We start from the raw sequence: 12,128 nt of genomic DNA, 5'->3' as shown, positions 1-12,128 counted from the left end.
GATCGGGTACTGTCGCGCACCCTCCGACCAGGGTCGCACGGCTGGTTTTCCCAGCTGTTTGCCTGACAGGAGGGGGTGCGGGGCCCCCTCCTGTGAAGTTCCTGTCAGTACGTCCGGCCGTCCGAGCCGTGGTGGCGCACTGTCAGCCGCCGTCGGACGAGCCGAGGGTCAGGGTGACCTTCTGTTCCCTGCCGTCGCGCTGGAGGGTGAGCTCCAGCCGGTCGCCGGGGCGGTGGGCGCGTACCTTGACGATCAGCTCGTCGCCGGAGTGGATGCGCTGGCCGTCAACCTCGGTGATGACATCACCCGACCGAATGCCGGCCCGGTCGGCCGGCCCACCCGCGTTGACCGCGTCGCCGCCGTCGTCGTTGCCGATGCGGGCGCCGTCACCCGAGTAGTCCATGTCGAGGGTGACGCCGATCACCGGGTGGGTCGCCTTGCCCGTGTTGATCAGTTCCTCGGCGACGCGCTTGCCCTGGTTGATGGGGATCGCGAAGCCGAGTCCGATCGAACCGGCCTGCCCGCCGTCCGACTCGGAGCCGCTGCCGGCGGATCGGATGGCGCTGTTGATACCGACGACCCGGGCGTTGACGTCGACGAGCGGTCCGCCGGAGTTGCCCGGGTTTATCGGCGCGTCGGTCTGCAACGCGTCCACGTACGACACATCGCTGGCGTCGCCGCTCTGGCCGCCCGCCGTGATGGGCCGCTCCTTGGCGCTGATGATGCCGGAGGTGACCGTATTGGCCAGGTCGAAGGGGGCACCGATGGCGACGACCGGGTCGCCGACCTGGACCTCGTCGGAGTTGCCGAGGGGCAGCGGCTTGAGCCCGTCGACGCCCGTCACCTTGACGACGGCGAGGTCGTAGCCGGTGTCCCGGCCGACGATCTTGGCCTCCGCGGTGTCGCCGCCACTGAAGGTCACCGATATCTCGCCGGAGGTCGCGGCGGCCTCGACGACGTGGTTGTTGGTGAGGATGTGGCCCCGCTCGTCGAGCACGAACCCGGTGCCGGTCCCCTGCGCGTCCGATCCGCTCACATGCAGGGTCACGACGCTGGGCAGCGCACTGGCGGCGATCCCGGCGACGCTGTCGGGGGCCCGCCCCGTCCCGCCTCCGCCGGACTGCGGCAGCTCGACCTCGCCGACCCCGCCGTTCCGCTCCAGATACGCGCCCACGGCTCCGCCGGCGCCCCCGGACACGAGCGCGATCAGCACGGCACCGACCGCGGCGATCTTCAGCCCCCGCTTGTGCCGCGCCTGCTCGGTCACCACGGCGGCCCCGGTCTGCTGCAACGGGCCGGAGCCCGACCAGGGGTCGTAGTTCTGCCAGGGGTTGGGGGCGCCTTGCGGGACGGCTTGGGGCGCGTCCGCGTAGGGCGGCTGGGGGGAGGGGGACGGGTAGGAGGGCGGGGCGGCCTGGGACGCGTCCAGGTAGGGGGCGGCGGGCGTGGGGTGGGAGGGGTGGCCCGTGTAGGGCTGCGGCGCCGGTTGAGCCGAGTCCGCATAGGACGGCGGCGTGGGTTGAGCCGAGTCCGCGTACGGCGTCGCGTGGGGCTGCGGGGCGTCCGTGTAGGGCGCGGCCGCAGGCTGTGGGGTGTCCGCGTACGGAGTCGCCGCGGGCGCGGTGGCGTCCGGGTACGGGCCCGTCGCGGGCTGGGGAGCGGCGGGCGGCATGGAGGTGCCGGGGGCCGGGGTCACCGGCGACGGCGAGGGTGTCGCCGACGAGGCGTGTGTGCCGTGGGCCGAAGCGGCCGACGGCAGGGGGGCGGCAGGGGGCGCTGACACCGGCGAGGGGCCGTGCGGCGGGCTCGGTGCGGCGGCGGACGGCGGGGGCGGCGCCGCCGAAGTCGCCGTGCCGTGCGACGGCTGCGCCACGACGGCGGGCGCCCCATGCGTCTGGGACGTCATGGGAGCAGGTACGCCAGGTGCCTGGGACGTCACGGGGGCGGGCACCCCCTGCGTCTGGGGTGCCGTCGGGTCGGGCACACCGTGCGCCGGAGTCGTTGCCTGAACGTTTGTGCCGTGGGCCGGCGTCGTCGCCGGATGCTGGACCGGCGGCGCGGGCGCCCAGGGGCCGGGCTCGCCGTACGGCGGGGTGCTGTAGGGATCGGGGTCGTGCAGCGGCTTGGGGCGCTCAGAGGGCGCTCCAGGGGTGCCCAGGGCCCCGCTCTGCTCGCCCGCCACCACGGTGGTGTCCTGGACCCTCGTGCTCCGCTCCGCCGAATCGAGCCCCGGCCCCTCGTGAACGGCAGCCGACCGAGCCGTGTCGCCGTTCACCGAGGCGCTCTTCGTCAGGCCCAGTCGTGTGGTTGTCGCATCGCTCGTGGTGACCTCGTCGGCGGCGGGCGAACTCTCCTCGCCGAACGACGAGTTGCTCTGCTTCAGCAGCGTCGTCGCCCCGTCACCGGCAGGCGCGGCCTCAGCGGCGGCCACGTCCTCAACCGACGCCTCGGCCGCAGCGGGCCGCTCCAACTCGAAGTCGCCCCCGGTATCGGCATCCGACGCGGAGTCACCGGACTCGGAGTCACTCGGCTGTTCGGAGCCGTTCGGCGTCAAAGGCGGTGCCGGGCGGGCCAGTTCGAAGTCGTCGTCGGGGCCGGCCCCACCCGGGGCGGGCACCGTCGCGGGTCGCTCCAACTCGAAATCGCCCCCATCGCTTTCTCCGCGAACCGAGTCCGCGGCCACCCCGTCGACCCCCGTCGCCTTGTCCCCCGCGCCCTGCGACGCCCGGGGTCGGCTCCACCACTGCGCCTTCGTGGGCTTCCCCTCGTCCATGTTCTCCCCACACCTAGGGCCGTCTCAAAAACCGGCCCGCTGCCCACCGTTCACCGAGTGCCGCAGGCCGGAACCGGCCAGTGCGGACGCGGCCCACTCTGGATTCAACCAGGTTCGTGGGCCGGCGCGCAGAACTCGGGGTCAGCGGAGGGCAGGGGAGGTGGGAGTGGGGGACGAGGTGGCGTCGGGTGCCGTCAGCAGGCCCGGAGCGGTGAGCCCGGGTGCCGGGGACCACCCGGTCAGCTGGAGCGGCGGAGCGGCGGTGAGCGGACGTATGAGCGGGGACATGGCAGCGGCGCCGGCCAGGAGGGGCGTGGTCAGCGGGTGCGCGGTCTGCCGGACCTGGCCGACCGGAGCGGGGACTCCGGGCAGCAGGGGCGCGGAGATCGCCGTCGGCGCCACGGGCACCTCGCCCGTGGACCGCTGGCCCTGTCCGAGGAGCGGCCCGGCGGATCCCCGGCGGCGCTGCGACTCGGGGGCGGCTCCCGTGGCCTGCGCCCGCAGCGGTGTCACATTGCTGCCGGAGCCGGAACCGCCGCGGGCGTCCACCGTCTCGGCCGGCACCCCGGTGGTCATGCCGCCGAGCGCGATCGCGGCCAGCGACACCGCGCCGGCGGCCACGAAGGCGAACCGGAAGCCGCGTGAGGCCGAACGCTCGGCCTCGTGCCGGCTCACATCATGGATCCGAAAGCCACGGTCACCCGTGCCTCCGCGGTTCTCGGCGGTCTCGTCCCCCCGGCCCTCGGCGGGGTCGTCGTCCGCCGAGAAGCCGCGGCCTCGGTCGAGGAAGCCTCGGTCACCCGACGGGGCATCCGGGATACCACCCCCCAGCGCCCCTCGGTCGCCCAGGAAGCCGCGCCCGCTCAGAAAGCCGCGGTCACCGAGGAACCCGCGGCCGCCGGAAAGGCCCCGGCCGCCGAGCAGTCCACGACCCTCCGACGGCGACAGAGCGCCGCGGTGCGGTCCCGACGGGAGGTATCCGAAGGAGTCGGACCGGGGTCCGAAGACGCCGAAGTCCGCGAAGTCCCCGCTGTCAGAGGAGTCCAAGGGAAGACCGGGCCCACCGGCCGTCCCCCTGAGTCTTCCCCCGAAGCCGCCGCCGTCCAACGGCGAACCGCCGTCGGTGTCGCCGCCCGCCGGGAGCATCTGGAGCCGGGCCAGGAAGCTCTCGGAAGGGGGCGGTGGGGCGGCCTCCGCGAAGACGTTCTTCAGACGGCGCTGTGCGTCCGCCTCAGCCTTGCACTTCGAGCAGGTGGCGAGATGTGCCAGGACGCGCTCGCGCGCCTCATGACCGAGCTCTCCGTCGACCAGCGCGGAGAGACGGTCTCCCAGGTGCTGGTCAGCGACTCGCCGCTCGGCTGAATTGGGTCGTGATCCAGTCACGCGGTCGCGCCCCCTCCTCCCAGCGCGGGCACCCGTGGCACCGAGAACCCTCGACGCTCGGCCCGGGCTTCCGGGGAGCGGTGCGCGAGGGCCTTGCGGAGCTGGGAGCGGCCGCGGTGGATCCGGGAGCGGACCGTGCCGAGCTTGACGCCCAGGGTCGCGGCGATCTCCTCGTACGACAGTCCTTCGATGTCGCAGAGGACGACGGCGGCGCGGAACTCGGGCGCCAGGGTGTCGAGGGCCTGCTGGACGTCGGCGTCGAAGTGCGCGTCGTTGAAGACCTGCTGCGGGGTGGGCTCGCGGCTGGGGAGCCGCTCGGCCGCGTCGTCCCCGAGGGCGTCGAAGCGGATGCGCTGCTTGCGCCGGACCATGTCCAGGAAGAGGTTCGTGGTGATGCGGTGCAGCCAGCCCTCGAACGTGCCGGGCGTGTACGTCGACAGGGAGCGGAAGACGCGGACGAAGACCTCCTGGGTGAGGTCCTCGGCGTCGTGCTGGTTGCCGGTCAGACGGTAGGCGAGGCGGTAGACCCGGCCGCTGTGGGTGCTGACGATCTCCTCCCAGGTGGGCGGAGTCCACGCCTGCGCGTGCGCGTCCGTGGTGAAGGTCGCGGTCTGCGCGGCGTCGGTGGCGTGGCTGTGGTCAGCGGTGTCGTTCACGGATTTCGGCCTGCCCGCCGACCCGAGAAAGCGCCGCAGCACTCCTCCCCGATCCACAGGCGCGGCCGCACCTCCCCTGTCGGCTCTGGTGGTGTCCAGTGGAGCCCCTACCATAGCCACCTCGCCCGTTAGCTCCGGATAAGCGGTTTTATAAGAAATTGATGTGCGCCGATGTGGCTCATATGGCTGATGCGGCTCATATGGCTTGGTCAGCACCTGCGTCTGCGCCCGCGCCCGCTCCCGCTCGGCGTACCGATCCATCCCTAGACCCCCGTCCGATCCCCCGTCGCTCACTCATCCCTTTAAACGACCGGTCCCATCAGCAGGTTCCCGACGGCAACGGATACAGTCACGCCCAGGCAACCAGGGGACATAAGGAGAGGGTCATTACCGGCAACCGGCTGACGAGCTGGGCGTTCGCCGACGCCTTTGTCGCCGAGGACGACGCGCTGCGCTGGGCCCGCGACCGGGCCCGGGAGGCAGGGCTGCGCTCGGTGTCGCCCGGCACGGGCGCCGCGCTGCGGGTGCTCGCCGCCACCGTGGACGCGAAGGCGGTGGCGGAGATCGGGACCGGGACCGGTGTGTCCGGGATCCATCTGCTGCACGGCATGCGGCCGGACGGGGTGCTGACCACCGTGGATCCGGAGCCGGAGCACCAGCAGTTCGCCCGGCAGGCGTTCCGCGTGGCCGGCTTCGCCAGCAACCGCGCGCGCTTCATCCCCGGCCACGCCCTCGACGTACTGCCCCGGCTCGCGGACTCCGGGTACGACCTCGTCTTCTGCGACGGCGACCGGCTGGAGAGCCTCGACTATCTCGCTGAATCGTTGCGCCTGCTCAGACCCGGTGGCCTCGTGGCCTTCGAGGGTGTCTTCGCCAGTGGCCGCACCGTGGACTCCGGCCCTCAGCCCACCGAGGTCATACGCCTGCGGGAGCTGCTCCGCGCGGTCCGCGAGAGCCCCGAACTCGTACCGTCCCTGCTCCCGGTGGGCGACGGCCTGCTGTGCGCGGTCAAGCGCTGATCGCTCTACTGGACCGGCTCCCGCTACAACAGTGCCCCGGCACCGCCGAGTGGCGGTGCCGGGGCAGCTGAAAGGGTATGGTCGCTACGCGCGTCAGCCGACGACCTTCTTGAGGGCGTCGCCGAGTGCGTCGGCCTCGTCAGGGGTCAGCTCGACGACGAGCCGCCCGCCGCCTTCGAGCGGAACGCGCATGACGATGCCCCGCCCCTCCTTGGTCACCTCGAGCGGGCCATCGCCCGTCCGCGGCTTCATGGCCGCCATGCTCGTACCCCTTCCTGAAACCAGCTCATCGCCTAAGCCGACGGCCCTGGAGGGCAGGCGCGGTCCCACCTCGGGGCACGCGACACCGGCATCGAACACATTGCTTCCAGGCCATTATCCCGCATCTCATGACCCGATGACCAACATCAGTCGGCATCGCTTGGGCAACGCGCGCGAGCAAAACCACCCAATTCGGCGATGTGACTGCGATACTGCGCCACCGCACGGTCCTCGGCGGCCGCTCGGCCGATCGAGATTCTTTGACGCAGGTCACACGCTCCGCCCACGCCGCCGCCCGTGATCTCCGCCATGCTGTGCTGTGACGCAGGGCGTACTGACCAGTACGCCGCCAGCCGCGACACCGGAGGGGAACCGCCATGGCCGACACCGTGCTCTACGAGGTGAGCGACGGGCTCGCGACGATCACGCTGAACCGCCCCGAGGCGATGAACGCGCTGAACCTCGCGACCAAGGTCGCGCTGCGGGAGGCCGTGGAGGCCGCCGCCTCAGACAACGCCGTACGTGCCGTGCTACTGACCGCCGCCGGGGACCGGGCGTTCTGTGTGGGGCAGGACCTGAAGGAGCACATCGGGCTGCTGGCGGAGGGCTCGGGGCAGGTCATGAGCACGGTCAAGGAGCACTACAACCCCGTCGTGAAGGCCCTCACCACCATGGCGAAACCCGTGGTAGCCGGGGTGAACGGGGTCGCGGCCGGCGCCGGCTTCGGCTTCGCGCTCGCGGCGGACTACCGCGTGGTCGCCGACACGGCCTCCTTCAACACGTCGTTCGCCGGGGTCGCGCTCACCGCCGACTCCGGGGTCTCCTGGACCCTGCCGCGGGTCGTCGGGCCCGGTCGCGCCGCCGATCTGCTGCTCTTCCCGCGCACGGTCAAGGCGCAGGAGGCGTACGAGCTGGGGATCGCGAACCGGGTCGTCCCCGCGGCCTCGCTGCACACCACGGCCGAGCAGGTGGCGCGGATGCTGGCCGAGGGACCAACGGTGGCGTATGCGGCGATCAAGGAGGCGGTGGCCTACGGGTTCTCCCACTCGCTGGCCGAGACGCTGGAGAAGGAGGACGAACTCCAGACTCGGGCAGGGGCGTCGCAGGACCACGGGATCGCGGTGCAGGCCTTCGTGAACAAGGAGACGCCCAAGTATTTGGGCCGGTAACGGTTCGTGGGGAGCTGCGGGCCGGTTGTGGATGATCGCGCCCACGCGGCGGAGTCGCATGTGTCACTGCCCCGCGCCCCTCAAGCGGCGCTCCTGGCGACGCAAGTCTCCAAGTGGTCGTCGACCAATCCGCACGCCTGCATCAGGGCGTATGCCGTTGTAGGGCCCACGAAGCGGATGCCTCGCTTCTTCAGGGCCTTCGACAGGGCCTTCGACTCGTCGGTGACCGCGGGGACGTCCGCCAGGGACTTCGGGGTGGGGCGGATGGCCGGGTCCGGGGCGTAGGACCAGATCAGGGTGTCCAGTTCGCCGGGGGGCCAGTCGGCCAGGACCTGGGCGTTGGCGATCGTCGCTTCGATCTTGGCGCGGTTGCGGATGATGCCGGGGTCGGCGAGGAGGCGGGCCTTGTCGGATTCCGTGAAGGTGGCGACTTGGGCGATCTTGAAGTCGGCGAAGGCGGTGCGGAAGCCCTCGCGGCGGCGGAGGATCGTGATCCAGGACAGGCCCGACTGGAAGGCCTCCAGGCACAGCCGCTCGTACAGGGCGTCGTCGCCGTGGACGGGGCGGCCCCATTCCTCGTCGTGGTACGCCACGTAGTCGTCGGTGGACAGAGCCCAGGGGCAGCGGAGTACGCCGTCGGGCCCCGCGAGAGCCGTGCCGTCACTCACTGGTGGTCACCCTCTTCCCGCTTGTGCAGCGAGGTCAGGGTCGCCTCGCGGGCGCCCGCGAGGGCGGACTCCAGGTCGGCGATGCGGGCGTCGCGCTCGGCGATCTCGGCGCCGAGGCGGCCGAGGGCGTCGTCGACGTCGACCATGCGGTAGCCGCGCAGGGCGAGCGGGAAGCGGAGCGCCTCCACGTCCGCTCGGTTGACCGGACGGTTCTCCGGCAGCGGGTCCTGGAGGCGCTCGCCCGCGGCCTCCGGCAGTGCCGCGCTCTCGCCGCCGCCCACCACGGCGAGCGTCACCGCGGCGACCACGACCGCGAGCGCGACGACCAGGAACAAGAACATGAACATCGTTGAGGTCCCCACGCTTCGGCTGGTGTCTCGGATCCGGGTTCTGTCGCGGACCCGAGGTGTCTCCGGGGCGGATCGGATTCGGATCCGAGTTGTGTCCGGCTCCGATCGTGCCATGCGAGTCTGACAGTTAGGGTCGCAGGTGGTCAGGGGGGTTCGGAAAGTCCTGCGCCGTGGGTGCTGTGCGGACTTTCCGAACCCCCCTGAGTCGCAGGTCGTCCACAGGGCGCAGGGGAAGAGGTCACAGCGGATGCTCAGGCTGGGCAGGCGGGAATTCGGCGTGCACGAGCCGGTGATCATGGCGATCGTGAACCGGACCCCCGACTCCTTCTACGACCAAGGGGCCACCTTCCTGGACGAGCCCGCGCTCGCGCGTGTGGAGCGGGCGGTCGCCGAGGGGGCCGCCATCATCGACGTCGGCGGGGTGAAGGCCGGGCCCGGGGAGGAAGTGACCGCCGAGGAGGAGGCGCGGCGGACGGTCGGGTTCGTCGCGGAGGTGCGGCGGCGGTTTCCCGATGTTGTCATCAGCGTCGACACGTGGCGGCATGAGGTCGGTGAGGCCGTCTGCGAGGCCGGGGCGGATCTCCTCAACGACGCGTGGGGCGGGGTGGACCCTCGGCTGGCGGAGGTCGCGGCGCGGTATCGGGTGGGGCTGGTGTGCACGCATGCCGGGGGGTCCGAGCCTCGTACGCGGCCGCATCGGGTCGAGTACGGCGATGTCATGGCCGACATTCTTCGGGTGACCGTGGGGCTGGCGGAGCGGGCCGTGGCGCTGGGGGTGCCTCGGGAGTCCGTGCTGATCGATCCTGGGCACGACTTCGGGAAGAACACGCGGCACAGTCTTGAGGCGACTCGGCGGCTGGGGGAGATGGTGGCGACCGGGTGGCCGGTGTTGGTGTCTCTGTCCAACAAGGACTTTGTGGGTGAGACGTTGGACCGGCCCGTGAAGGAACGGGTGGTGGGGACGCTCGCGACGACCGCGGTGTCGGCGTGGTTGGGGGCTCAGGTGTATCGGGTGCATGAGGTGGCCGAGACGAAGCAGGTGCTCGACATGGTGGCGTCGATCGCGGGGCATCGGGCGCCGGCCGTTGCCCGACGGGGGCTGGCGTAGGGGTTTTTCGCCCCCGCCGCCCCTACCCTCCCCATCATCAGGGGCTGCGCCCCTTCAACCCCCGCGGGGGAGCTCGGTCCAGTCGGTGCGTTGGCGGGTGCGGCTGAGTGGGGGCCGTTCGCGCAGTTCCCCGCGCCCCTGAAGGGGCGCGGGGAACTGCGCGAACAACCAACGACAACCCGCACCCGCCATACAAACCGCACCCCCCGAGCTCTCAGGCGAAGCGGGGTCGAAGGGGCAGCCGCCCCTGGGGATGGGAATGGGTAGGGGCGGCGGGGGCGAGAAAAAGACCGCCGTCGGGTTAGCGGCCGGCCTCCTTGGAGACCAGGGCTACCGCCTCGTCCACGTCGTCCGTGACGTGGAACAGGGTCAGGTCCTTCTTCGCGGCCTTGCCCTCGGCCACCAGCGTGTGGGTGAGCCAGTCGATCAGACCGCTCCAGTAGGACTCGCCGAAGAGGACGATGGGGAAGCGGGTGACCTTCTGGGTCTGGACGAGCGTGAGGGCCTCGAAGAGTTCGTCGAGGGTGCCGAGACCGCCGGGCAGGACCACGAAGCCCTGGGCGTACTTGACGAACATCATCTTCCGGACGAAGAAGTAGCGGAAGTTGAGGCCGATGTCGACGTAGGGGTTGAGGCCCTGCTCGAAGGGGAGCTCGATGCCGAGGCCGACGGAGGTGCCGCCGGCTTCGAGGGCTCCCTTGTTGGCCGCCTCCATGGCCCCGGGGCCACCCCCGGTGATCACGGCGAAGCCCGCCTCCACCAGGCCGCGTCCGAGCCGCACGCCCGCGTCGTACTCCGCGGAGTCGACCGGCGTACGGGCGGAGCCGAACACGCTGATGGCGGCGGGGAGTTCGGCGAGCGTGCCGAAGCCCTCGATGAACTCCGACTGGATGCGAAGGACCCGCCAGGGGTCGGTGTGGACCCAGTCGGAGGGACCGCCCGCATCCAGCAGGCGCTGGTCGGTCGTGCTCGCCTGCACCTGAGTGCGCCTGCGCAGCACCGGTCCCAGCCGCTGCTCCTCCGGTGGCTGCTTCTTGCCCTCGGGGTTGCCGGTCGCCATGTCCGCTCCCTCCGCCGTGCTGGTGGTTCACCTCAGCGTAGATCCACGCGGGTTACGGAGGGGGTACGCGCGCGTGTCCGCCACAATCCGCCACCCGGTACTTCTCTGAACTCCTGCGAACTCCTCCGACACTTCTCCGGCAGACGTCGTCTCACGCCGTCAGCCATGCCCTCAGGCGCTCCTCCCCCGCCAGGATCGTCGCCGTGTCCACGCGTTCGTCGCGCTTGTGCGCCAAGTGGGGGTTGCCGGGGCCGTAGTTGACGGCCGGGACGCCGAGCGCGCTGAAGCGGGAGACGTCCGTCCAGCCGTACTTGGGCTGAGGCGTGCCGCCGACCGCCTCGATGAAGGCCGCGGCCGCCGGGTGGGAGAGGCCGGGCAGAGCGCCCGGGCTGTGGTCGTCCACGACGAACTCCTCGACGCCGCAGTCGGCGAAGACCTCGCGGACGTGGGCGAGTGCCTCATCCTCCGTACGGTCGGGCGCGTAGCGGAAGTTGACGGTGACCACGCACTCGTCGGGGATGACGTTGCCCGCGACCCCGCCCCCGATGCGTACGGCGTTCAGGCCCTCCCGGTACTCCAGGCCGTCGATCACCGGGTAGCGCGGTTCGTACACGGCGAGGCGGGCCAGGATCGGGGCCGCCGCGTGGATGGCGTTGGAGCCCATCCAGCTGCGGGCGGAGTGGGCGCGCTCGCCCTTGGTCTTCAGCAGGACCCGCAGGGTGCCCTGGCAGCCGCCCTCCACCTGGCCGTTCGAGGGCTCCAGCAGGACCGCGAAGTCGCCCGCGAGCCACTCGGGGTGGGCCTCGGAGACATGCTTCAGGCCGTTCAGTTCGGCGGCGACCTCTTCGTTGTCGTAGAAGACGAAGGTCAGGTCACGGTTCGGGGAGGGGACCGTGGCCGCGATACGGAGCTGGACCGCGACGCCCGACTTCATGTCGCAGGTGCCACAGCCCCACAGGACGCCGTCCCCGTCGAGGTGGGAGGGGACGTTGTCGGCGATGGGAACGGTGTCGATATGGCCGGCCAGGATCACGCGCTCCGCCCGCCCCAGCGTCGTACGGGCGACGACGTTGTTGCCGAACCGGTCGACCGTGAGATGCGGCAGGGCACGCAGCGCGGCCTCGATCGCGTCGGCGAGCGGCTTCTCGGTACCGCTCTCGGAGGGGAAGTCGACGAGCTGCGCGGTCAGGCGCGCCGCGTCCTGCGTGAGGTCAATCGGGGTCTCGGCCATGCCGTCGACTCTAACGCGCCACCGAAAACCGCCCCCGGTCGGCGGGGGCGGGACATGCTCGGGGTCGGGCGGACGACGTGCGCGGGACTCGGCGGGCAGCGTGCGCCAGGCGAGCAGCGTGCGCGAGGCCAGGCCGCGCCGCCGCGGGCGGCCTGCCGAGGAGGCATCGCCCCGGCTGCCGGCATCGGCGCCCAGCCCGCCGACGGGTGGCCGCCGCGGCCACACTCGTCGGGGCCGAGCGTGTTCGGGGCCTGGGCCGCGAGGCGCACGGCCGCAGGGCAGATGCCCGCCGCCGCCAGACGCGGCGGCTTGCGCCGGGGCGAGCGCGCCCGCGGCCTCCGCCGCTGCGGAGCGGCTGGGGCGGGCCGCCGCGGGGCCGCGCCGCCTCGGCCGGCCCTCCGAGGAGGTTCACTCCGGCTGCCGGCATCGGCGCCCAGCCCGTCGGCGAAT

General features: G+C 71.9%; 11 protein-coding genes. 3 read left to right on the top strand and 8 right to left on the bottom strand.

The features are described 5' to 3' along the window. Positions 1-142 precede the first annotated feature (142 nt). The 3 genes from F3T56_RS19985 to sigE all read right to left on the bottom strand — a co-directional run bounded on the left by F3T56_RS19985 (position 143) and on the right by sigE (position 4,854). On the bottom strand, positions 143-1,906 hold the full coding sequence (locus tag F3T56_RS19985; protein ID WP_246203715.1) for a trypsin-like peptidase domain-containing protein: 1,764 nt from the start codon (positions 1,904-1,906) through the stop codon (positions 143-145). A gap of 1,008 nt (positions 1,907-2,914) precedes the next feature. Continuing rightward, positions 2,915-4,156, bottom strand: coding sequence for a zf-HC2 domain-containing protein (locus F3T56_RS19980; RefSeq protein WP_149826539.1), 1,242 nt, complete (start codon positions 4,154-4,156; stop codon positions 2,915-2,917). Further along, a complete protein-coding gene (gene sigE / locus F3T56_RS19975; protein ID WP_149826573.1) occupies positions 4,153-4,854 on the bottom strand; it encodes an RNA polymerase sigma factor SigE in 702 nt (233 codons plus the stop codon). Before sigE ends, F3T56_RS19980 begins: the two co-directional genes overlap by 4 nt. A gap of 344 nt (positions 4,855-5,198) precedes the next feature. On the opposite strand from sigE, the gene F3T56_RS19970 reads away from it, so the two are divergent. After that, on the top strand, positions 5,199-5,831 hold the full coding sequence (locus tag F3T56_RS19970) for an O-methyltransferase (RefSeq protein ID WP_342786963.1): 633 nt from the start codon (positions 5,199-5,201) through the stop codon (positions 5,829-5,831). 93 nt (positions 5,832-5,924) lie between these two features. Here the strand turns inward: F3T56_RS19970 and F3T56_RS19965 are convergent, their stop codons facing one another. Next, complete coding sequence (locus F3T56_RS19965; RefSeq protein ID WP_003966491.1) at positions 5,925-6,092, bottom strand: DUF3117 domain-containing protein; 168 nt, start codon at positions 6,090-6,092, stop codon at positions 5,925-5,927. Positions 6,093-6,469: 377 nt separating this feature from the next. On the opposite strand from F3T56_RS19965, the gene chcB reads away from it, so the two are divergent. Further along, complete coding sequence (gene chcB, locus F3T56_RS19960) at positions 6,470-7,261, top strand: 2-cyclohexenylcarbonyl CoA isomerase (RefSeq protein WP_149826538.1); 792 nt, start codon at positions 6,470-6,472, stop codon at positions 7,259-7,261. Between the two features lie 80 nt (positions 7,262-7,341). Here the strand turns inward: chcB and F3T56_RS19955 are convergent, their stop codons facing one another. Both F3T56_RS19955 and F3T56_RS19950 read right to left on the bottom strand, forming a co-directional pair. Further along, positions 7,342-7,929: a DNA-3-methyladenine glycosylase I gene (locus F3T56_RS19955; RefSeq protein ID WP_149826537.1), complete on the bottom strand. Its 588-nt coding sequence runs from the start codon at positions 7,927-7,929 to the stop codon at positions 7,342-7,344. Next, positions 7,926-8,276 (bottom strand): DivIVA domain-containing protein, encoded by a 351-nt coding sequence (locus F3T56_RS19950; RefSeq protein ID WP_149826536.1) that lies wholly within the window; start codon positions 8,274-8,276, stop codon positions 7,926-7,928. The genes F3T56_RS19955 and F3T56_RS19950 overlap by 4 nt, the downstream gene beginning before the upstream one ends. A 250-nt stretch (positions 8,277-8,526) precedes the next feature. Between F3T56_RS19950 and folP the strand changes: the two genes are divergently transcribed. After that, positions 8,527-9,387, top strand: a complete 861-nt coding sequence (gene folP, locus F3T56_RS19945; RefSeq protein WP_149826535.1) for a dihydropteroate synthase — start codon at positions 8,527-8,529, stop codon at positions 9,385-9,387. 301 nt (positions 9,388-9,688) lie between these two features. Here folP and F3T56_RS19940 read toward each other — a convergent pair whose 3' ends face one another. Both F3T56_RS19940 and dapE read right to left on the bottom strand, forming a co-directional pair. After that, complete coding sequence (locus tag F3T56_RS19940; RefSeq protein ID WP_149826534.1) at positions 9,689-10,447, bottom strand: LOG family protein; 759 nt, start codon at positions 10,445-10,447, stop codon at positions 9,689-9,691. Between the two features lie 151 nt (positions 10,448-10,598). Then, positions 10,599-11,678: a succinyl-diaminopimelate desuccinylase gene (gene dapE / locus F3T56_RS19935; RefSeq protein ID WP_149826533.1), complete on the bottom strand. Its 1,080-nt coding sequence runs from the start codon at positions 11,676-11,678 to the stop codon at positions 10,599-10,601. Positions 11,679-12,128: the final 450 nt, after the last annotated feature.

The organism is Streptomyces tailanensis, from assembly GCF_008386495.1.
GTDB lineage: Bacteria > Actinomycetota > Actinomycetes > Streptomycetales > Streptomycetaceae > Streptomyces > Streptomyces tailanensis.
The sequence above is the reverse complement of the archived record's forward strand: the minus strand, read 5'-3'. Positions and strand labels throughout refer to the sequence as shown.